The sequence below is a fragment of the Micromonospora sp. NPDC057141 genome, from assembly GCF_042670805.1.
Lineage (GTDB): Bacteria > Actinomycetota > Actinomycetes > Mycobacteriales > Micromonosporaceae > Micromonospora.
The window spans coordinates 1-22519 of sequence record NZ_JBHUVA010000094.1 but is presented as its reverse complement, the minus strand read 5'-3'; the positions used below and the strand labels follow the sequence as shown (position 1 = coordinate 22519).

Annotated in this window: 12 protein-coding genes and 1 pseudogene; 4 read left to right on the top strand and 9 right to left on the bottom strand. The window is 75.0% G+C overall.

Annotated features, from left to right (window positions below; translation table 11 throughout):
- The 7 genes and pseudogenes from ACFT41_RS28860 to ACFT41_RS28830 all read right to left on the bottom strand — a co-directional run.
- Positions 1-416: pseudogene (locus ACFT41_RS28860) on the bottom strand (hypothetical protein); the annotation flags it as partial.
- Positions 413-4117: a DUF5682 family protein gene (locus tag ACFT41_RS28855; protein ID WP_377614044.1), complete on the bottom strand. Its 3705-nt coding sequence runs from the start codon at positions 4115-4117 to the stop codon at positions 413-415. The gene ACFT41_RS28855 and the pseudogene ACFT41_RS28860, both read right to left, overlap by 4 nt.
- Complete coding sequence (locus ACFT41_RS28850; protein WP_377614043.1) at positions 4114-5277, bottom strand: AAA family ATPase; 1164 nt, start codon at positions 5275-5277, stop codon at positions 4114-4116. Before ACFT41_RS28850 ends, ACFT41_RS28855 begins: the two co-directional genes overlap by 4 nt.
- 113 nt (positions 5278-5390) lie before the next feature.
- Positions 5391-10352: a hypothetical protein gene (locus tag ACFT41_RS28845; protein WP_377614042.1), complete on the bottom strand. Its 4962-nt coding sequence runs from the start codon at positions 10350-10352 to the stop codon at positions 5391-5393.
- Positions 10349-11206 carry a DUF4132 domain-containing protein gene (locus ACFT41_RS28840; protein ID WP_377589636.1) on the bottom strand — a complete coding sequence of 286 codons (858 nt, stop codon included), beginning with the start codon at positions 11204-11206 and terminating at the stop codon, positions 10349-10351. Before ACFT41_RS28840 ends, ACFT41_RS28845 begins: the two co-directional genes overlap by 4 nt.
- A 248-nt stretch (positions 11207-11454) precedes the next feature.
- The gene (locus tag ACFT41_RS28835) at positions 11455-13008 is read right to left on the bottom strand and encodes an arabinofuranosidase catalytic domain-containing protein (RefSeq protein ID WP_377589634.1); all 1554 of its coding nucleotides are present in this window, start codon (positions 13006-13008) and stop codon (positions 11455-11457) included.
- 140 nt (positions 13009-13148) lie between these two features.
- A complete protein-coding gene (locus ACFT41_RS28830; RefSeq protein WP_377589632.1) occupies positions 13149-14984 on the bottom strand; it encodes an RICIN domain-containing protein in 1836 nt (611 codons plus the stop codon).
- Between the two features lie 313 nt (positions 14985-15297).
- Here ACFT41_RS28830 and ACFT41_RS28825 point away from each other — a divergent pair, with 313 nt between their 5' ends.
- The 4 genes from ACFT41_RS28825 (at position 15298) to ACFT41_RS28810 (ending at position 20109) form a co-directional block, all read left to right on the top strand.
- Positions 15298-16539 carry an extracellular solute-binding protein gene (locus ACFT41_RS28825; RefSeq protein WP_377589630.1) on the top strand — a complete coding sequence of 414 codons (1242 nt, stop codon included), beginning with the start codon at positions 15298-15300 and terminating at the stop codon, positions 16537-16539.
- A gap of 130 nt (positions 16540-16669) precedes the next feature.
- The gene (locus ACFT41_RS28820; RefSeq protein WP_377589640.1) at positions 16670-17518 is read left to right on the top strand and encodes a carbohydrate ABC transporter permease; all 849 of its coding nucleotides are present in this window, start codon (positions 16670-16672) and stop codon (positions 17516-17518) included.
- Complete coding sequence (locus tag ACFT41_RS28815) at positions 17515-18339, top strand: carbohydrate ABC transporter permease (RefSeq protein WP_377589628.1); 825 nt, start codon at positions 17515-17517, stop codon at positions 18337-18339. The genes ACFT41_RS28820 and ACFT41_RS28815 overlap by 4 nt, the downstream gene beginning before the upstream one ends.
- Positions 18340-18396: 57 nt before the next feature.
- Positions 18397-20109, top strand: a complete 1713-nt coding sequence (locus ACFT41_RS28810; RefSeq protein ID WP_377589626.1) for an amylo-alpha-1,6-glucosidase — start codon at positions 18397-18399, stop codon at positions 20107-20109.
- Positions 20110-20155: 46 nt separating this feature from the next.
- Here the strand turns inward: ACFT41_RS28810 and ACFT41_RS28805 are convergent, their stop codons facing one another.
- Positions 20156-21169 (bottom strand): LacI family DNA-binding transcriptional regulator, encoded by a 1014-nt coding sequence (locus tag ACFT41_RS28805; protein WP_377589625.1) that lies wholly within the window; start codon positions 21167-21169, stop codon positions 20156-20158.
- A 140-nt stretch (positions 21170-21309) separates the two neighbouring features.
- Positions 21310-22440: a hypothetical protein gene (locus ACFT41_RS28800; protein ID WP_377589639.1), complete on the bottom strand. Its 1131-nt coding sequence runs from the start codon at positions 22438-22440 to the stop codon at positions 21310-21312.
- Between the last annotated feature and the right edge of the window lie 79 nt (positions 22441-22519).

The following is a 22519-nucleotide window of genomic DNA, read 5'->3' as shown; positions in this document are numbered from 1 at the left end:
GCGACGGCCCGTCCGGCCCTCCAGGCCCGTCCGGCGGGCCGGCCGGCACCGTCCGGGGTGGACGGGCTGGCAGGCGCCGGATCGGGAAGGCTGGCCGGGTCGGCGACCGGGCAGGCGGCCAGGACCGCCGCGCGGTGCAGGCAGCGGGGTGCCAGCAGGCAACCGCACCGGGCCTGGTCCGGGCCGGTGACCGCGCCGGTCGGCCCCGGCCGCAGGACGACCAGGGCCTCCGGCCCGCAGTCGACCGACACGCCGCCGTCGACCCGGCCGACCGGCACCGCGGCCAGCCGTTCGACGGTGACGTCCAACCGCCGGCGCAGCCGCGACGGCAGGGCCGCCACCGCCGCTGCGGCGACCGCCGGCGACACCGGCGGCAACCGGTCCGCGGCCACGACGGTGGGGGTACGGTGCGTCAACGTGATCCTCCCCGGACACGGTCGCCCACCCAGCGGGCGAGTTCGAGCGGGCTGAGAGCGGCGACCGGCATCCCGGCCGCGACGAGCTGCTCGGCGACCGGCACCGAGTAGCAGGGCACCCCCCGGTCGTTGAGCGCGGCGCAGCCCAGCAGGTGCACGCCGGCCGACGCCAGGGTGCGGACCTCGCCGAGCAGCCCGGCCAGCGGGTAGCCCTCCTCGAAGTCGCTGACCACGGCGACGATGGTGCGGCTCGGCACGGTCACCAGCGAGCGGGCCTGGGCCAGCCCGGCGGCGATGTGCGTGCCGCCGCCGACGCGCACCTCCAGCAGCAGCGACAGCGGGTCGTCGACCCGGTCGGTCAGGTCGACCACCTCGGTGGAGAAGGCGAGGAAGTGGGTGGACAGGGTGGGCACCCCGGCCAGCACGGCGGCGGTCAGCGCCGACCACACCACCGACGCCTCCATCGAGCCGGACACGTCGACCACCAGCACCAGCCGCCAGTCGGCCTCCCGACGGGTGCGGGTGTGGAACACCGGGCGCTCCGGCACGACCACCGTCCGGCCGTCGGCGAGCCGCCGGGTGTGCGCCAGGTTCGCGCGCAGCGTACGGGCGAGGTTGATCCGGCCGCCGGGGCGGCGGGTCGGACGCGGGCTGGTCAGCCCGGTCAACGCCGGCCGCGCCTGGGTGGCCAACCGCGCCGTCAGCTCCTCGACCAGTCGCCGCACCAGGGGCCGCAGCGCGGCCAGCTTCGCCTCGGGCAGGCCACCGGCCAGCGACAGCACCGAGGTCAGCAGCTCCACCGAGGGGCGTACCGTGGCCGGGTCGAGCTCGCTGAGCACGTCGGTCCGGCCGCTCTCGGCGGCGCGGGCGATGACCTCCTCGCGGACCGTCGTGCCGAACAGCGCCTCGAGTTCGTCGGCCCACTCGCGGGCGGTCGGGAAGGCGGCTCCCTGCCCCTCCCCGGCCGAGGGGCCGAGGTCGATGCCGCCCTCGCCGCGCCCCGCCCCGTACAGCTCGTCCAGGGCGCGGGCGTAGCGGCGGGCGTCGGCCGGCAGCCGGTCGGGTTGGCGGCCGAGCAGCAGCCGCCACCGGTCGGTCGGGGTGAGCCCGGTGCCCGCCGGGGCCGCCCGGCTCCCGACGGCGGTGGGTGCGTCGACGGCCCCGGTGGGCGGGCCCGGGATCGGCAGGTCGCGAGCGAGCAGGACGGCCCGACCGGCCGCGTCGGCGGCGGCCCACCGGGCCAGCAGCTCGGGCGGGGCGGACAGGGCCAGGTCGAGCCGGTCGCCCAACCGTTCGGCGACGGTGTCCAGCAGCCGCTCCCGGGCCGCCGGGGTGAGCGCGTCGAACCCGCCCCGCAGCGCCGGCAGCCGGTCCAGGAACTCGGGGTCGGTGAGCCGGTCGACCCGGTCCAGCAGCGGGTCCAGCGCGGCGGGCGCGGACTGAAGGAGCGGGTGTGCGGCGGTGAGCAGGCCGCCGAGCAGCCGGTGCAGGTGCCGTCGGGCGTCCGGCCCGGTGGCCGCGTCGACCCAGCCGGCCACCCGGGTGCCCAGGGTCGCCAGGTCGGTCAGGTCGAGCAGCACCCGGGCGGCCAGGGCGGCGCCCTGCATCAGCGCCGAACCGGACCGGGTGAGCTCGTCGAGGGCGGCGTCCAGGCGCAGGCCGATCCGGTCCTGCCCGGCCCGGACCGCGAGGTCGACCAGGGCGGCGGCGTCGTCCGTGGCGTCGCTGCCGGCCAGGCCGGGCAGCCCGCGGACCGCCGCGTCCAGCAGGACGACGGCCAGCTCGGCCGCCCGGTCCCGGCTCGCGGCGGTGGTGCCCGGCAGGTGTCGCCGGCGCAGCGCCTCCAGCAGGTCCAGCGCGGCCAGCAGCTCCGGCAGCGTGCCGCTGCCGGGCAGCACGACGGCGGCCAGTTCGAGCCGGCCGGCGACCAGCTCGGGCAGGTCGCACCGGGCGGCGTCGCCGAGCCCGGCGAGCAGCTGCGCGGCGGTGGGCCCGCCGTCGGTGACCTCGCGGCGGAACCGCTCCCGCAGCGTGCCGGTCGCGGCCAGCGCCGCGGTGACCCCGCGTACGCCGACCAGGTCCAGGCGGGCCGCCACGGACGGGGTCCAGGCCAGCTGCCAGCGGGTGGTCAGGGCGGTCCCGTCGCCGGTGCCGGCCACCGCGGCCGGTTCGCCGTAACCGACGCCGCAGACGTGCAGGCGGTGCAGCAGGACCTCCCGCCGCCCGTCCAGGTCGGTGCGCAGCGGGTCCAGCCGGACCTCGCGGGCCTTCGGGCTGTCGGGGTGGGGCAGGCGCAGCGCGGCCAGCGCCGCCTCGACCGCCGGGCCGAGCCCGGACCGGGGCGTGCCGGGGGCGGTCCGGCCCCGGTCGGCGCCGACCAGCACGGTCTCCAGCGCGCGGGCGAGGGCACGGCCCCGGCCGAGCAGCTCACCCTGGCCGAGCACGGTGGTCACCGCCTCCAGCACCTCGCCCCGGCCGGGGGCGGGCAGGTCGCGCAGCCGGGCCAGGTCGTCGGCCAGCCGGACCGCCTCGGCGGCCTCGCCGGTGCCGGCGGTGTGCCCGGCCGCACGCAGTTCCCGGCACACGTCGGTGACGGCCCGGGCGGCGGCGGCCCGGATCCGGTCCGGGTCACCGGCGGCGGCGTGGACGGCCTGCTGCCAGCGCGGGTCGCGGATCCCGGCCGGATAGCCGGACCGGGAGTCGAGCAGGTCGAACGCGTAGGGCACCAGCGAGGTGGCGACTGCGCCGCCGCCGGGTGGTGCGGTCGGCCGGTCGGCCGTCGCGCCCAGCGGGCCGCCGACCGACCGGGCCAGGCCTGCGGCGGCGGGCACACCGTCGCCGGTGTCGGGCGAGGTGGCGGCGAGCAGGGCCGGGGCGTGGAACGCGCCGACGACGGCGGCGACCCGCCGGCCGTCCGCGCCCGCGTCGGCCAGCACCCGGCGCATGTGCTCCTCGCGGGCCAGGTCCCGCGCCGGTACGCCGTCGTCGCCGGCGCTGTCGGTGCGCATCGCCCAGCCCACCCCGAGGGCGGCCCGGCGGACCGCCTCCGGCGGGCAGCCCGGGGCGCGTACCTCGACCACCCGGTCCCACAGGTCGTCGCCGTCGCGGCCGGTGCCGCTGGCGCCGAGCCCGGCGGCGTAGCGCGCCGGGCGGGGACCGGGCACACCGGGGTCCGCATCGGCATCGTCGGTCGGCGCGTCGCCCGGGGTCGGCCCCGCCGCGGTCCAGCCGGGATCGGCCAGCGGCAGGTCGCAGCAGATCACCTCGACGCCGCGCTGCCGGGCCCAGCGGATCGCCGCCAGCTCCGGGGAGAAGTCGGCGAACGGGTAGAAGCCCATCGGGCCGTCCGCGCCGTGGCTGCCGACCACGGCCAGCGGGGCCCGGGCGGCCGGGTCGGACAGGTGCGGCAGCCAGTGCTGGAAGTCCGCCGGCAGCTCGACGGCGACCACCTCGGCCCCGGCGGCGTCCAGCAGGGCGGGGACCACCGACGCCAGGGCGGGGCTGTGGTGGCGCACCCCGATCAGGTAGGGCCGGACCGAACCGGCGAGCGCGTCGACCACGGCGCGCGGGTCGGCGGCCGACAGGTCGATCGCGGCCGGACCGGTGGCAGCCGGGTCGGTCGTGGACGCCTCGGCGGCCGGCGGGTTGATCGCGGATGGGCCGACGGCCGGGCCGACGACTACGCGGGACGGTGGCGTCACCGCAGGCTCGCCCGCAGGTCCCAGAGCCGGCGCCACATCGCCGAGCCGTCCTCGGCGCGGCGGCGGACCGGGCCGTCCCAGTAGCCGAGCAGCCGCGCGTGGTCGTTCTCGTCGTCCTTGCGGACCACCCCGAGCAGGTGCCCGGGGACCAGGTCGAGCGGGTCGCCGCCGGGCAGGTACGCGGCCGCCAGCCCGAGCGACGCCGCCACCTGCACCGCCTCGGCGGTGGACATCACGGTGCCGGGCCGCTCCACGTCCCAGCCCTCGCCCGACCGGCCGGTGCGCAGGTCCCGGAACACGGTGATCAGGGCGTCGAGCACCGCGTCGTCCACCGTGTACGGCGCTCCGGCGCGCTGGACGGCGGCGGTGGCCTGCCGGCGCACCAGGTCGGTCTCGGTGCCCGCGTCGGCGATCGGGTGGACCGTCTCGAAGTTGAACCGGCGCTTGAGGGCCGAGGACATCTCCGACACGCCCCGGTCGCGCAGGTTGGCGGTGGCGATCACGGTGAACCCGGGCGTCGCGCGGATCAGGCCGTTCCCGGTGCCGGACAGCTCCGGCACGTTCATCCGCCGGTCGGACAGGATGGACACCAGGGCGTCCTGCACCTCGGGCAGGCAGCGGGTGACCTCCTCGATCCGGGCCACCCGGCCGGTCCGCATCGCGGTCAGCACCGGCGAGTCGACCAGGGCCTGCGGGGTGGGCCCCTGGGCGAGCAGCAGCGCGTAGTTCCAGCCGTACCTGAAGGCGTCCTCGGTGGTGCCGGCGGTGCCCTGCACGGTCAGCGCGCTGGTGCCGCAGACGGCGGCGGCCAGCAGCTCCGAGAGCATCGACTTGGCGGTGCCGGGCTCGCCGACGAGCAGCAGGCCCCGCTCGCCGGCCAGAGTGACCACGCACCGCTCGACCAGGCTCCGCTCCCCCACGAACTTCGGGACGATGGTCAGGCTGGCCGGCAGGTCGACGCCGCCCGGACGGCTGCGTCGGTCGGCCGGCAGCGACAGCGCCTCGCCGTCACTGCCCCGGATGAAGGTGACCACGGCGCGCGGGGTCAGCGCCCAGCCCGGCGGCCGGGCCCCGTCGTCGTGGGCGGCCAGGAAGGCCAGCTCGGCGGCGTACCGCTGCTCGGCGGAGAGCACCTGGGCGGCGGCGCTCTCCGGTGCCACGGGGGGGGGGAGGTTTTCCGACCCGGTCCGGGGGGTGCCCCTACTTCACCGGGGTGCGGGGGGTGCGGGGGGGGGGGTGGTGGGGTCGGGTGGCCCCACCACCGACGCGGGGATCAGCGCGGGGTGCGGGCGGGCGGGGCGTCGAGGCGGGGTCGGTCGCCGTCGCGCAGCCGCCGCCAGGCCCGCCGGTACAGGTCGGCGACCGGCTCGCCGGGCACGGTGACGCCGAGCGCGGCCGTGCCGTCGGGGGCCAGGTCGAACAGGGTGGCCTTCCAGCCTTCGACGGGGGCCTGCCCTCCGCCGCGCGACAGCCACGGGCCGGGCAGGAACAGCGACCGGCCGGCCCGGGGCCGGCTGGCCGCGACGACCAGGTCGGTGCCGGCCAGTTCGGCGCGGGCCGCCTTCAGCCGGGCCGGCTTCCAGCCGGTCCACGTCGCCGTGTTCCGGTCGGTCGGGTCCGGCATGGCGAGCAGCATGAGGTAGACCGCCGCCGCGTCGACGCCCAGGCCGTGCGTCGTGGTCGCCTCGGCGACCAGGTCGGGCACGGACCGGGTGGGGTCCTGCGGCCACCACGTCCCGTCGGCGGCCCGCTCGCCGCCGGCCGGGTCGCCGGGGTCGGTGAGCAGCGCCGCGAACCGCGGGTCGCGGACCAGCCGCAGGGCCACCTCCATCGGGTACGGCCGGGCCGCGTCCGGTCGCAGCGCCGGCAGGTACGGATCCGTCCCGTCGGCGTCGAGCAGGTCCGGCCGCAGCGCGGGCGAGGGCTGGTCGTCGTGGGTGGCCAGCACGATGGCGCCGTAGCGTTCCCAGCCCGGCCCGGTCTCCGACGGGGCGCCCGCCACCTGGCGGAAGTCGGGCAGGGAGACGTACCGGTCGAGGTCGAGCAGCAGCTCGGGGTTGGCCAGCCGGTCCCGGATCGCGGCCAGGGCGGCCGGCAGCGCGGCCCGGCACCCGTCGCCGGCCGGCGTGTGGTGGGCGACCCAGGCGGCCAGGGCGACCGTCGAGGTCAGCACCGCCCCGGTGAAACCGGTGGCCCGGTCGTCGACCGGCCGGGCCCGGTCACCGCTGATCCGGAAGGCCAGGTCGGTGCCCAGCTCGACCGAGCGGGCCGGGTCGAGCAGCGCCGGCAACGCCTGGGCGGGGCTCCAGGCCGCGCGGACCGCGCGCACCGCCGCAGCGAGCAGGTGTTCGGGCACCACGACCCGGCGGCCCAGGGCGGCGTTCCAGACCGCCGCCGCCGCGTCGACGTCCGGCCCGTCGGTCCACAGCCGGGCCGGGTCGGCGGGCAGCAGCGCCGCGACCACGGCCCGGCGCAGCTGCGCGCTGGCCTCGTTGAGCACGCCGAAGGCCAGCTTGACCTCACCGACCTGCCGGATCCCGAGCGCCCGGCGAACCTCGGCCGGCACGGGGGCCGCCGAGTCCGTCTGCGGCACGCCGGCCAACACCAGCTTCGCGGCGGTGGGAGTGACGCCGGTCAGCTCGGCGAACCGTTCGGCCGCCTCCGGCGCCCACGGCAGCGGGCCGCGCGCGGCCCACTCGGTGCGGAAGCGGGCCAGCCAGCCGGCCGGCCGGGCGTCGCCGACCGGCGCCGAGGAGTCCACCGTGTACGGCTCGGGTACCGCGAACACGCCGGCCGGGTCGTGATGGAGCGCGTCGAGGTGGTAGCCGGTGCGCGTGCCGCTGGCGGCGAAGACGGCGAGGAACGCCCCGCCGGGCAGCGGCAGGATGCCCGACCGGGGACGCCGGCGGTTGCCCTGCGGGTCGTTCAGGTCGTCGTCGAGCAGGTGCAGCCGCAACCGGCGCCACCGGGCGGGTTCGGTGGCCGTGGTCAGGTCGAGCCGGTCGAGTTCGGCGAGCAGGGCGGCCAGGTCCTCCCGCTGCTCGCCGGGGGTGACCGCCGCGACGGCCCGGTAGGCGACGGCGGCGACGCCGTCGAGCACGGGCCACCAGTGCAGGGCGCCGGGCAGCACCGGCCCGTCGATGTGCAGCCGCACGGCGGGATCGGTGCCCGTCGCGCAGCGCTGGGCGGCGAGCGCCTGGAACTGGGTGAAGGCGTGCGCCAGGTCGGCCTCCCCGTGGGCCGCGCCGCGCAGGCCGTCCAGCGCAGCGCTGAGTCGCCGGTCGGTGGGGCCGGCGGCGGTGGCCGCCGGGGCCACCGTCGGCGCGGACAACGCCCGGGTGAGCCGCTCGGTTGTCGCGTCCAGGTCGGTACGGACCCGGGCCGCCAGCCGCAGCGCCTCGGCGACCCCGGCGAGCAGCGCGTCGTGGCTGATCGCCGGCACCGCCGACCGGATCAGCGCGACCAGCGGATCGGGGGCAGTGATGGCCGGTCCGCTGGTCGCGGCCGGCGCGGCGGTGCCGGCGCGGCCGGCGCCCGGTCGCGTCGCCGCCTCGGCCAGCCGGGCGCGCCGCTCGTCGACGGCGACCGCGAGCAGTCCGGCGACGGTGCCCCGGTCGATCCGGCGCAGGGCGGCGGAGCCGGCCGGGTCCCGGGGCAGCAGGTTGCCGAGGAAGTCCGGGCCTGGCAGCGGCACCGCGGCTGGGGTGTGGTCCCGGCCGGACTCCCCGGCGACGGCCGACGCGACGCCGTCCGGGCCGAGCAGAACGAGGTTGCTGAGCACGGCGCGGGGCCGGTCGTCACCGGGCAGCACCAGCGCGGCGATCGGCTCCCGTCCCGCCGGCACGGTGACGGTGCGGCCGGCCAGGTCCGCGCCACGCACGGAGCCGTCGGGCCGGGTGACGACCCGCCAGCCGAGCAGACCGTCCACCGGCACGGCGGCCGGGGTCGCCCGCTGCGACAGGGCAGGCCGCAGCCAGCTCGTCCGCTCCGCGAGGCGCTCCCCGGCCGGCAGGTCGGCCAGGAACCGGGGCAGGCTGCGCCGGCCGTGGGTGTCGCCGGCCGGGTCGTACTCGCGCCAGCCGAGGTCGCCGTCGGCGTCGTCGTCGCCCTGTCGGTACACCCAGTGGGCGGTGCCGTCGGTGATCACCGGCAGCTCGACCGGGACGGCCGTGTCCCCGGCGTGTAGCACGCCGCCGCCGGTGGTCCGTCCGCCGCCGGCCAGGGGCAGGGTGATCGAGTTGCGCCGCGGTTGGCTGCCCCGCGTGCGGCCCTGTAGCGGCTGCGGCTCGTCGGGGGCCGAGTGCCAGTAGCCGCGCAGGCGGTAGTCGAGTTCCTGGGACCGCCAGAAGACCAGCAGACGGCCGTCGACGTAGTGGTAGCCGGGCTCGCCCCACCTGTCGCCGGCGGGGATGCGCAGGTCGTGGCGGAGCACGATGCCCTCGGCGCCGAGCACGCGGACGGTGGTGGGGCCGCCGAGGATCGCGTAGGGCCAGGCTTCCTGCCAGGTCAGCTCGACCCGGTGGTCGCCGCCGGTCACCTCCTGCCAGGCCGTCTCCCACTCCGGCCAGCCCAGCTCGTCGAAGATGCCGCCGCGCAGGCTGCCGGCAACCTGCTCGGCGAGGTCGATGCCGAGGGCCCACCCGAGGTCGCCGCCCGGCCCGTCGGCGGGCCCGTCGGCGTCGCCGGTCACCAGCCGCAGCGCCTCGACCGGGAGCCCACCCAACCAGCCCACCGACTCCCGCAGGTAGGGCAGCCCGGCGGTGAACCGGTCTCGGACGCGGCCCCGCAGCCAGTCGGCCAGCTTCGGCCGCAGGCCCGGCGTGTCGGCCACCCGGCGCAGCGTCTGCGGCTCGTTGTCGAGTCGGGCCAGCCCTCGGCGCAGGGCCTCGGTGAACCGGTCGTCGCCGGCCACCGCGAGCAGGTCCCGCTCTCCGCCGGCCCTGACCCACTGCGCCAGGTCCAGGGTGTCGCGCTCCTGCGGCGCGGCGACCGGCAGGTCGAGGGCGAGCAGCAGGTCGAGCAGGTCCAGGTCGCCGTCGGCGGCGAGGGTGCCGCCGCTGTCGGCCAGTTCGGCGCGCAGCCGGCCGGCCATCCGCTCGACCAGCGGATACAGCGCGGGCAGCCGACGGGGACGGTAGCCGGAGGTGGCCCGGCGGAGGAAACGACGCAGCCACCCGACCGCGCCGTCGCGGGGCCGGGCCGCGTCCGGCATGCCCGGGTCGGACAGGCCGGCGAGCGCGCCGGTGTCGGTCAGCAGGGCCAGCCAGGTGACCAGGTCGTCCCGGTCCGTGGGCATCAGGTCGAGCAGGCTGCCGCGGACCGCCGGGTCGCGGCCGGCCAACGCCGTCACCGCCGGCAGATGTGCCCGCCACCAGCCGGCCGGCGCCTCGGCGGCGGCCGGCTGCCGGAGCAGCTCGGTCAGGTAGGCCGCCACCCGGTCGGCGGCACCGGCGTCGGCCTTGCCGGCGGCGCGGAGCAGACGGTTGACCGCGGTGGCCGACTGCGTGGACGGCACCACACCGGCGGTGGCGGCCCGCAGCGCCAGCCGGCAGAACCGGTCCAGCGCCTCGGCGGCCGGCAACTGGGCGGACAGCTCCTTCGCGTAGCCGGCCAACGCGGCCCCGGACACCACCTTGGCGGACGCGAACTCCAGGTGGACCTCGTCGAGCCGGTTCAGGTCGACCGGCAGGCCGTGCTGTGCCTCCGCCCGGCGTGCCTTGTTGAACAGTTGCGTCGCGTAGGTGTCCTGCCCAGCGGCCAGGAACACCCGCGCCGCCTGTTCGAAGAACGTCGGCAGCACGTGCGGCAGTGTGCGGGCGAACCGCTCGGCGACGGCCAGGTGCCCGTCCAGGGCGGCCTTCGGCCGGGACCGGGCCTGCTTGGCGAGCTTGCGCAGCTCCGGCACCACCGCCAGGACGTGCCGGCCGTCGGCCGGGTGGTGGACCAGCACCCACTCGGGGAAGGCCAACGGACGGCGGGGGCCGAGGCCGACGACGGCGGGCTCGGCGGCCGGGGCCAGGCCCAGGAACCCGACGGCGACGTCCTCGCCCTCGCCGAGGGCGGCGTCGACGAGCCGCACCACCGGCCGGTCGTCGAGGGCCGGATGCCGGTAGCTGCGGGCGGTCAGCGGCACCGCCCGGTCGCCGGCCCCGGCGGCACCGACCGGCAGCACCGCCCCGGCGGCCAACAGGCTCTGCGCCGGGCTCGGAGTCGCGGTGGTGGTGGTCCCGGTCATGCCGTCCTCCCCGTGCTGGTCGCGGCGCCGGACAGGGCCGTCGCCATCCGCATTCCCTCCGACCAGGCCACCGGCCCCACCTCGGCCAGCCGCAGGGTCGGCCCGTCCACGACCGCCCACGAGAGGACGCCCAGGGTCGCCTCGGAGTCCCAGTAGTCCTCGTCGAAGCCCAGGGCGGCCTCGACCGTGCGGCCGTCCTCCCAGACGCGGCACCTGACCTGGGAGCCGGAGACCCGGAACCCGAACGTGGCGGCCCGCACGGCCAGCCGGTTGGGCACCCGCGTGCCCCGGAAGTCGGTGACGGTGGTGTCCCGGTCGGTCAGGGTGGCGGGCCGGGCCCAGGTGCCCCGGTGCAGTTGCTCGACGCGCTGGGTGATGTCCAGTTCGTCGGCGAACTCGCGCAGGTCGGGCAGGGCGGGCAGGTGCGCCGGATGGGGCAGCCGGGCGCTGGTCGGCGAGAGGCGGACGGTCTCCCCGTCGAGGTCGACCATCCTCAGGTCACCGCCGTCGGTGACGTCCCGGAGGAAGCCCGGCACGGCGGGGTCGTCGCCGAGCACCACGAGGTCGCGCAGCGCGTCCCGCCAGGCCGGATCCGGCCAGACCCGGGCCAGCAGAGCGGTCGGCACCGGCAGCGAGGACACCACCCAGGCGTCGACCCGGGCCAGGCACTCGGCGGCGTGCCGGTCGAGCCACTGGGCGAGCTGCCGCAGCCGGTCCACCTCCGGAGTGTCCCGCAGCGCCTTCGGCAGGGTCTTCAGTGGACGCCCGGTGGCCCGTGGGCCGGCCGACCGGGCCGCCACCTTTCCGTCCACGAGGGATATCTCGTACGAGTCTCCCACCGCTAGCCAGCCCATCAGGAAACACCCTCCGCAACGGCGAAATCACCGGATTCCACAAGGAATCCGTCATGATCGACGACGCACGGAGGCTAACAGTAGCGACCGACAAGATCGTTGGGGTGCGGTCAGGGCACGGCGCCGGACCACGTGGTGCCGGCGTTCGTGCACTCGACCGGGCAGCTGGCGCTGACCGGCGCCGAGGCCCCGGCTGAACCCGATCGCACGACGGGGCCCGGTCGAGTCTCCCGGGCCCCGTCGCCGGGTCAGCGGTAGCCGGCGGCCACCACGTTGGCCTGCACCGCGTTCTCGGTCGCGTCGGACGGGTAGCCGGCGACCATCGCCCCTTCGTAGAAGGTGCCGGCGCTCAGGTTCGCGCCGCCGTCGGGCTTGCAGCAGTCCCCGCCACTGCCCAGGATGATGGCCCCCTGCTTCTTCATCGGGCTGTAGCCCGGCGGGAGCGCGCCGTCCCAGAGCGTGTAGAGGCTGCCCGACTGGGCGTTGCTGCCCTTGATCGCGAAGCGCGTCGTGCCGTTGTTCTTCAGCGTCGCGGTGACGAACTTGCTGGTGAACGCCCGCTGGTTGGGGTTCCAGGAGCTGCTTCCGCCGGGGAACAGCCCCCATTCGAGGTCCGCCTGCACCCACGGGCCGGTGCCGGAGCAGCCGCCGAACCAGCACTGGGTGCCGAAGTTGATCGCGTCCATCGCCCCGGCGGCGTCGGCCTTCCTCGTCGTCTCGCTGTTGCCGTAGTCGAAACAGCAGCCGTTGTTGACGTGGGTGCCGCTGGTCACCATGTACATGCCCTCGGGCGCGGCACCGGTCGGGACGCCGGTCAGGTGGCCGTCGCGCCAGTAGCTGTTACCGGGGTTGATGTAGAGCGAGTACGCCTTGGCACCGCCCACCGTGAGCGACTCCGAGGTCGCGATCGCCGGCTTGCTCTGCGGCGAGCCCGGGACCACGCTCGATCCCTGGGACCACAGGTCGTTGCCCCGACCGGACTGGTCGAAGACGACCGTGATCACACAGGTCGTGCCGGCGCAGAACGAGTCCTGGGTCGCCGCGTTGGCGGTACCGCCCGCGCCGGACAGGCCGATGTCGCGGGTCGTGTTGTCCGACGAGCGGCGGACCTGGTACAGGTTGCCGTCGTACGCCGCGTACAGCGCCCGCGTCGTGCTGTGCGCCGCCACGCACGGGGTGCCGCCGGAGGCGTAGATGTCGCAGGGACGACCACCGGTCGGCGGCGGGGTCGTCGGCGAGGTCCACTGCTGGTTGGTGCCTCCGTGGCACGCCCAGAGGTGCACCCTGGTGCCGTTCGCGGTGCCATAGCCGCTGGCGTCGAGACACAGCCCGGAGTGCACGCCGGTGATGGTGCCGTTGGCATTGACGTTCCACTGCTGGTTGCTCTGACCGTTGCAGTCCCAGATGATGGCCGGCGTGCCGTTGGCGGTGCCCTGGCCGGAGGCGTCCAGGCACTTGTTGCCGTACACCATGAATTGCCTGCTCGACGTCCAGGTCCAGGTCTGGTTGGCGCCGTCCTGACAGTCCCACAGTTGCGTCTGGGTGCCGTTGACGGTGCTGGAGTTGGGCACTTCGAGGCAGCGGCCGGACTGGACGCCGACGATCGGGGCGCTCTGCCCCGGCTCGATGGCGGCCACCGCCGACGCCGCCTCGGCGGCCGGGAACAGGACGCCGGGCGCGGCGCCGCCCACGACGAGGACGCCGAGCAACGCGCCGGCCAGGATGCTCAGGCGGCGCGGGCGACGCCGTCTCGGGACGGGTTCGCGGGCCGGTCCTGGCCCGCTGCGGAACGGGAATCGCACGGGGTGACTCCTTCCGGGGGTGGGGGTAGGCGCGAGGGCAGGCGGACGCGCCACGGGTGGTGGTGCTGGTGGTGGTGGTAGTAGTGGTGATCGGAGCCGGCCGCCCGACGGACGACCGGCGCCTGATCGCCTGACGACGCCTACCGTCCCCAGATCCGCCACGTCTGGTTCAACGGGCTGCCCTGGCCGACCGGGTTGCAGGTCCACTGGTGTACCTGCGCCCGCGCCGCCGTGGAGATCCCGCTGACGTCGACGCACTTGCCGCTGTGCCGGGCGACGAGCTGGTAGTCGTGCGAGTCGTTGCCCCCGTAGGTCACCTTGCGGAGGGCGAACTGTTGGTTGAGACCGTTGTGGCAGGTCCACTGGTGCACGGCCGCGCCGTCGGCGGTGGAGACGCCGCTGACGTCGAGACACTTGCCGCTGCGCTGGTTGACGACCGTGTAGGTGTTGGCCACGCCGTCGACCGGGCGGAAGTTCCACAACTGCTGGTCGCCGCCGTCGCAGTGGTACTGCTGCTGGACGTTGCCGTCGGCGGTGCCCGAGTCGGTGTCGTCCAGGCACTGCTGGGAGTGCTGGGCCACCGCCACCGACTGGAAGCCGGTGTCCGAGGGCGGCAGCAGGGTGACGGTGTAGGTGTCGGTCTGGTTGCCGTACGGCAGGGTCACGGCGACGTTGTTGTTGGCCACGGTGACCACGCTGTTCGAAACTGTGATCGGCCCCTGCACCGCGCCGCCGCCGTTGTGGGGAATGCGCTGCGTGAGGACCCGCACCTGGTTGTTCTGCACGATGCCGCTGGTGGTGTCGAGCCGTTGCAGGTTGACGGTCAGGTTCCCGGTGGTGCGCCCGCCGCCGACCAGGACCTTCGCCGCGCCGGGCGCCTTGGTGGCGTACGCGTCGTAGGACTGGCTGGCTGTCACCGAGACGATCTGCCCGGCCTGCGAGGCGTAGTAGCGGTAGGCCCACCACTCGCCCTTGGGCTGATGCTCGCCGGCCGAGTTGCGAACCAGCAGGTTGCCGAGGTCGTTGTGCAGGTTGCCGCCGCCGGCCCAGTTCGCCCGGAGGCCGTCCGCACGGGCCCGCTCCAGGCGGGCGATGTACCAGGCGCCGTCGGCCGGGTTCTGCTCCTCGGGCGCGCCGTACTCGTTGATCTGGTACGGCCGGGGGTGGGCGATGCCGCGCGGGTCGAGGGTGGCGTTGGCGGCGGCGACGTTGGCGACCGGGTCGCCCGGCAGCGAGTGCCAGCTGATGATGTCCGGCACCGTGTTGGTCGACCGGACGAAGTCCAGGTACTGGTTCCAGAACGCGTGGCTGGTCGACGGCACGCAGGCGCAGCTCGGCCCGACGATGAGCTGGTTGGGGAACTCCGCCCGCAGGCGCTGGTAGGTGCGCCGCCACAGTTCGAGGTACTGGGAGATCGGGCGGTTCCAGAAGATGGTGATGTTGGGTTCGTTCCAGATGTCCCACTGCACGGTCAGCCCGGCCGCCCGGACGTCGCCGATGAGCCGGGTGAGGAAGTTGTCGTAGTCGGTCCAGCTGCCGTTGTCGCCGGGAAAGCGGGAGATGCCGGCACCGTCGGCGCCCCACAGGTCGTGCGGCAGGATGATGAACTGACCGCCGAGGGCGGCGGTCCGGCGGGCCTGGGCGAGGGTGGAGTTCCAACGGCGGTCGTAGTTGCCGCCGACCCAGCCGCTGCCGGGCAGTTGCGCACCGCCGGCCCGCATGTACTGGAACTTGACGTCGCGGTAGAAGTGGTCGGCCGGGCCGCTGGCATTCTCGGTCATACCATAGATCCAGCCGGATGCCCGGTAGGTGGGCGTGCCGGTGGTCGTGGCGAAGTTGACGGTGATCGACTCGTCGGCGGCCTGGGCGGGGGACGCGGCGACGGTCACGGCGGCGGTGGTGGCGAGCAGGCCGACCACGAGGCGGGCGACGAGCGCGCGGGCTCGTCGTGGCCTGCTGCGGGACGGGGTCTTCACGGGCGGCTCCTTGGTGGGGCGTGGGGGACGCTCTCCGGAGGGCAGCGCTTGCGAATCGATTCGCACGGATCGTAGGACCGGGAGTCGATTGATGTCAATGAAGTGACAGTGCGGTGACGATGGCGTTTCCCACCGGATAGACCCCTGGCGCTCCGCCACCCCTTGACCGCAGACCATAGACAGACCTATCTTCGTCCGAACCGATTCGTCGAATCGATTCGCCGGCGTCCGGGGGCCTCCCGGCGTCCGGCCCGCGACGGCCATGCCCACCCCCGAGCCCACGCCCTGACGATCGACGTGAAGCGAGGCAGCAATGACAGGACTCAGCCGGCGGCGGTGCCTGGCCGCCGTCGCCGTGATGGCGCTCGCCGCGGCGGCGAGCGGGGCGTGCTCGTCGTCCTCCGACGGCTCCTCCGGCGGCGACCGCGCCTACCTCGTCTGGGACCCGTATCCCCAGTTCGCCGACGACTCCGCGTGGGTCGCGCTGCTCACGAAGTGCGGCACCTCGGCGGGGGTGACGGTGAAGCGGACCGGCCACGACACCAGCGACCTGACCAACAAGGCACTGCTCGCGGCCCAGCAGGGAAGCTCACCGGACGTGCTGATCGTGGACAACCCGGTCGTCTCGACGCTGGCCGAGGCCGGGGCGCTCACCACCACCGACGAGAACAAGCTGGACGTCTCGGGCATGGAGGCGAACCTGCTCGGCGCCGGCCAGCGCGAGGGCAGGACGTACGGGGTGCCGATCGGGGCCAACACCCTCGCCCTGTACTACAACAAGGACGTGCTGACCGCCGCGGGCGTCGACCCCACCGCGATCAGGGACTGGACGTCGCTGAACGCGGCGCTGACCAAGGTCAAGGCCAGGGGCAAGAAGGGCATCACCTTCTCCGCGATCGGCACCGAGGAGGGCAGCTTCCAGTTCCTGCCCTGGTTCTGGGGATCCGGGGCCCAACTGACCACCCTGGACTCCCCGCAGGCGGTGTCCGCGCTGACGCTGTGGACCGACTGGCTCCGGCAGGGGCACGCCCCGAACTCCGTCATCAACAACACCCAGACCACGAGCTGGCAGGAGTTCGCCACCGGCGACTACGCCTTCGCCGAGAACGGCACCTGGCAGCTCGCCAACGCGGAGAAGCTCGACTTCGCGTACGGCATCGTCGCGATCCCGGCCAGCGCGGGCGGCCCGGCCCCGGCACCGACCGGGGGTGAGTTCGTCTCCATCCCCGTGCAGCAGGACACCGGCCGGTACGCCACGTCGCAGCAGTTGGTGGCCTGCCTGACCAGCGCCGACAACCTGCTCACCACCGACACCACGCTCTCCTACGTCGCACCCGTCGCCGCCGTGCAGGAACGCCAGGTGGCCGCCGATCCCAAGCTCAAGGTCTGGGTCGAGGCGGTCCGGGCAGCCCGGGGCCGCACCGGCGACAACCTCGGCACCAGGTATCCGAGAATCTCCGAGCCGCTGTGGACCGCGGTGCAGGCGGCCCTCAGCGGCGCGAAGACGCCGCCGGAGGCGCTGGCCGCCGCGCAGGCCACGGCAACGGCCAGGTAAGCGCGTCGAGACCGACATCGTGCTCCCCACGACACAGGCGTCCCCCACGGTACGGAGCCGGGGCGGGGCGACCACCACGCCGGGCCGGCCCCGGCGCCGCCGGCCCGGCCGGTGGTCGGCGTGGTGGTTCCTGGCCCCGGTCACCGGTTACCTGGTCGCCTGCTACGCCTACCCGCTCTACCGCAACGTGGAGCTGAGCCTGCGCGAATACACGGTCCGCTCGTTCGTGCAGGGCGGCGCCCCCTTCGCCGGCCTGGACAATTACCGGACCGTGCTGGCCGACCCGACCTTCGGACCGGCGGTGGCGCACACCCTGGTCTTCACCGCCGCGTCGCTCGCCTTCCAGTTCACCATCGGCATGGCCCTGGCTCTCTTCTTCCAGCAGCACTTTCCGCTGTCCCGCACGCTGCGGGCGTTGATCCTCGTGCCGTGGCTGCTGCCGCTGATCGTCTCGGCGTCGACCTGGTCTTGGCTGCTCAACAGCGACTCTGGGCTGGTCAACGCGGCGCTCGGCGTCGTCGGGGTGGAGCCCGTCAACTGGCTCACCTCGCCGCGCTGGTCGCTCGTCTCGGTGATCATCGCGAACGTCTGGATCGGCATCCCGTTCAACCTGGTGGTGCTGCACAGCGGCCTCCAGGCGATCCCGACCGAGGTCTACGAGGCGTCCGCGCTCGACGGTGCGACGGGCTGGCAGCGTTTCCGGTCGATCACCTTCCCGCTGCTGCGTCCCGTCTCCGCGATCACGCTGCTGCTGGGGCTGATCTACACGCTGAAGGTCTTCGACATCATCTGGATCATGACCAGGGGCGGCCCGACCGGCTCCTCCACCACGCTGGCGACCTGGTCGTACCGGCTCGGCTTCGGCAACCTGCTACCCGAGTTCGGTCCGGGCGCGGCCGTCGGCAACCTGCTCATCGTGGCGGCCCTGATCGCCGGGCTCGGCTACCTGCGGACCCAGTGGAAGCGGAGCCTGCGATGAGCACCGCTGCCCGCCGGACGTGGTGGAAGACCGGGGTCGGCCTGGCGCTGACCGGGCTGATGCTCTTTCCCGTCTACTGGATGGTCAACGTCTCGTTCACCCGGGACCAGGACATGCGGGCCAGCCCGCCGCACCTGATCCCGACCAACGGCACGTGGGACGGCTACCGGGCCGTGCTGGACCAGCAGCTGCCCTACCTCGGCACCAGCTTCCTGGTCGGCCTCGGCACGGTGGCGCTGACCGTGGCGTTGGCCGCCCCCGCCGGCTACGCGCTGGCGAAGCTCCGGCCGCCCGGCGGCCCGGTGCTGAGCTTCGTGCTGCTGATCGCGCAGATGATCCCCGGAATCATCATGGCGATGGGCTTCTACGCCGGCTACCTCCAGCTCGGCGTCCTCAACACCCTGCCCGGCCTGATCCTCGCCGACTCGACCCTCGCCGTGCCGTTCGGCGTCCTGATCTTCACGGCCTTCATGTCCGGCATTCCCGACGAGCTGACCCAGGCAGCCCTGGTCGACGGGGCCGGCCGGCTGCGCACCTTCTGGTCGGTCGTGCTGCCGGTCAGCCGCAACTCGATCGTCACGGTGTCGCTGTTCGCGTTCCTGTGGTCCTGGTCGGACTTCGTCTACGCCTCGACCCTGGCCGGCGGCGGCGACCACCAGCCGATCACCCTCGGCATCTACCACTACATCGGCAACAACAACCAGCAGTGGAACGCGATCATGGCCACCGCCGTCGTCGCCTCCGTCCCCGCCGCCGTGCTGCTGGTCCTGGCCCAGCGGTACGTCTCGACGGGCGTGACCGCCGGTGCCGTCAAGGACTGACCCGCCCGCACCGTCAGGGATCGACCCGCCCGCACGACAGAAAGGCACCCGTCACCCATGACCGTCGCCCCGTCCGGTCCGGAGTTCCCCATCCAGGACGTCCCGTTCAGCTACCGCGGGTCCTGGCTCGACATCTCCCCCGTGATCGCCGAGAAGACGTACGCCGACGACCTGCACCTGGTCTCGCACCAGACCGGGCTGCACGCCGTGCTGCGCCTCGCCCCCGCCGGGTCCGGCACCACGGTCGTCGCCACCCCCACGCTGCTCACCTGGCGCAACGGGACCGGCCGGATCGAGGCCGTCTACGCCGGACCCGACACCCTGCGGCTGCGGGGCCGGCGGCTCGGGCTGCGGATCGCCGCGGCGGCACCCACCCTCACCCCGTTCAGCGGCACCTACCTCTATCTCGACCCGCTCGACGGGTCGCACGTGTTCACCTCGTACGAGACCGGACGCCGCTACCGGGTCACGGTGCTCTCCGGCGCGCTGCGGCGGACCGCGGGCACCGAGGCGCTCGGCACCGCGGACCGCTTCCTGGACCTCCCCGGCGACCAGCCGTGGGAGATCGCGATCGAGGAGTACGAGACCGGGCGCCAGCCGTACGCCGCGCCCGTCGCCTTCGACCGGCTGCACCGCGACCGCAACGCCGAGTTCGCCGCCTTCGTCGACGCGGTCGCACCGTGGCGCGGCGCGGACACCCCGGCCGCCGAGCTGGCCGCGTACGTGCTGTGGTCGGCCACCGTCGCCCCGGCCGGCTTCGTCACCCGGCCCGCCGTCCTGATGTCCAAGCACTGGATGGACAAGGTGTGGAGCTGGGACCACTGCTTCAACGCGATCGCCCTGGCCGCCGGCGAGCCGGAGCTGGCCTGGCACCAGTTCCACCTGCCCTTCGACCACCAGGACGCGGCCGGGGCGCTGCCCGACTCGGTCACCCACTCCGAGGTTCTGCACAACTACGTCAAGCCGCCCATCCACGGCTGGGCCCTGCGGCACCTGCGCCGACGCCTTCCCGAGCCGCCGGACCGGGCGGCGCTGGCCCAGACGTACGACCGGCTGGCCCGCTGGACCGGGTTCTGGCTGGACGCGCGCCGGGCCCCCGGCCACGACCTGCCCCACTACCAGCACGGCAACGACAGCGGCTGGGACAACGCCACCACCTTCGACGGCGGCCGGGTCCTGCAGACCGCCGACCTCGCCGCGTTCCTGGTCTCGCAGCTGCGCTGCCTGTCCGACCTCGCCACGGAGCTGGGCGAGCCCGCCGGCCGCTGGTCCGCAGAGGCCGACCGGATCCACACGGCCCTGCTCCGGGACCTGTGGGACGGCGAGCGCTTCACCTCCCGCGACCCGCGTACGGGGCGACGGCGGGCGAGCCGCAGCCTGCTCGACCTGATGCCCGTCGCGCTCGGCGCGGACCTGCCCGCCCCGGTCGCCGCCGCGCTGGCCCGGGGCATCGAGGCCCACCTGACCACGCACGGGCTGGCCACCGAACCACCGGATTCGGCCCACTACCTGGCCGACGGCTACTGGCGTGGCCCGATCTGGGCCCCCTCCACGGTGCTGGTCGAGGACGGGCTGCGCCGGGCCGGACACACGGGGATCGCCGACGAGATCAGCCGACGCTTCCTCGCGCTGTGCGAGAAGTCCGGTTTCGCGGAGAACTTCGACGCCGAGACCGGCGCCGGGCTGCGGGACCGCGCCTACACCTGGACCGCCAGCAGCTACCTCGTCCTGGCCGCCGCGCAGGAACAGCGGCGGGCCACCGACGGGTAGCGGGCCACCGACGGGCAGCGGGCCACCGACGGGCAGCGGGCCCGGATCAGCGGGCCCGGACCGGCCCGGTGCTGGAACGCAGCGAGACGGGCGGGTTGTACAGGCGGTGGCGCGGCACGGCGCCGGGCTCGGCGATGGCCTCCAGCAGCAGCGCCACCGCCTCGGTGCCCATGTCGCGCATCGGCACGTCCGCGGCGGTCAGCGGCGGGGAGAAGTCCTCGGCCCAGTGCTGGGCGGCGACCCCGGTGACGGAGAAGTCCGCCGGCACGGCCAGCCCGGCGCCGGCCAGGGCGCGCTGCACGCCGGGTAGCGCGGCCTCGTTGATGGTGGCCATCGCGGTGAGCTGCGGGTACGTCGCGAGCAACTGCTCCACGCACGCCTCGCCGGAGGCGGCGTCGTCGCCGCAGCAGACGTCGACGCCGACCAGGCCCCGCTCCGCCACCGCCGCCCGGAAGCCGGCCAGCGCCCGATGGCTGGGCCCGTAGCCCGAAGCGGCCAGTTCGGCGGAACGGTTGACCAGGGCCACGTGCCGGTGCCCCAGGTCGGCCAGGTGGTGCACGCACCGGGCGATCAGCCCGGCGTAGTCGATGTCGACCCAGCTCATGCCGTGCGGCTCGGCGGTCCGGCCGATCGTGACGAACGGCAGGCCCACCTTGGCCAGCCGGGTCACCCGGTCGTCCGTCAACCGGATCTCCATCAGGATCACACCGTCCACCCGACGCCCGGCGACGATCCGCTCGAACGAGCGGTCGTGGTCGCCACCGGACGGGGACAGCAGCACGTCCAGGTCGTGCCGGGCCGCCGCCTCGACAACGCTGGCGACGAAGCCCAGCTGCATGTCGGTCAACCGCTGGCTGGCCGGGGGGATCACCAGCCCGAGCGTGCGGGTGCGCCCCTCCTTCAGCGCCCGGGCGCTGGCGTTGGGCCGGTAGTCCAGCTCGTCGATGACCGCCTGGATCCGCTGTCGGGTGGCCTCCGACACGGTCCGCTTGCCACTCAGGACGTACGACACGGTGCTGCGGGACACCCCCGCCCGCCGGGCGATCTCCCCGATGTTCATCACACCGCCCTCGAATCGACGCCCGCCCCGGCGCGGGGGGACGCGCCATGCTCCGCGCCGAAGCATAGCCGCCCCGTTCCCGACCCGGTGGCCGGACGGTGCCGGGGCCGTCACGCGGGGTGAACACCGGGGTCGAGCTGCTAGCCGGCGGCCGGCCCCGGGCCGGATCGCAGCGGCTCGCAGGCTTCCCGCGCGGCCCGCACCAGCCGCTGCGCGGCGTCGCCGGGCAGACCGCGCTCGGCCGCCGTCCAGGACACCCACGCCTCGGCGACGTCGGGCAGGACGCGCCCGACGTCCGGGTCGCCGAGCTCGTCCGGGGTGAGGTCCGGCAGTCCGAGCACGGCCAGGACCCGGCGCGGGCCGAGCCGCACGGGATGACCGCCGGCCTCGCGCATGACGTGCGCGACGAGCAGGTCGACGGCCCGGACCGTCACGTCGGTCACGGGCAGCCCGCAGGCGGGGGCGGACGCGAGGAAGGCCCGCTTCACCAGGTCGAGTTCCACGCTGTCGGGCAGGGGCTCCGGCGGGGCCGGGTCCGCGCTGAGGGCACGGGCACGGGCCAGGATCAGCGCACGCATCTTCCGGTACGCGGGCGGCGCCGTCGACGGGTCGTACCCCTGGTCCTCGAACACCTCGTCGGAGGTCGCCACCGCGTCCTCGATCAGCCGCCGGGCGTACGCCGGATCGAGCGGCTCGGTGACGAAGCCCGGCTGGGTGTCCGTGGTGTCGCGCAGGGCGGCCCGCAGCAGGTCCGGGTCGGTGCCGAGGGTCAGCTGCCGGACCAGTCCCCCCTCGATCACGCGATCGATCATGAGCAGGATGCCGTGGGCGTCGTCCCCCTGGTAGGAGAACGCGCAGAGCACGAGGACGGTCTCGGCGAACTCGTCGTGCGCCCACCAGCAGCCGTCCAGCCGCACCCGGCCGATCGTCGCGCCCCACGCCGGCTCGGGCAGCCCCTGCCCGACGAGCCGGTCGGCGTTGGCCCGGGCCAGCTCGCGTTGCGTGTCGATCGGGCTCATCGCCTCGAACGCCCGCAACGCCGCCACCGCCTGCGGCGTCCGCCGCCGGCCCAGCTCGTGGATGATCGTCGCGTCCTCGCGGGCCGCGACGGCCAGGCGGAGGCAGAGTCCTTCCGCGCTCTGGTACGCGAGCAGCTGCGTCATCGCCTGCTCCACCGACCACGGCGAGCCGTCCGCCCTGATCGAGAAGTTCCACTCCAGGAAGTCCGCGCCGGCCACGGCACGATCGACGCTCCAGCCGCTGTCACCCATGCCGGGATTGTCCCCGGTGACCCGCCGCGACGCGAGCACCCACGACGGCGCGGCACCGATGAGCGGCGCGCAGGGCCGG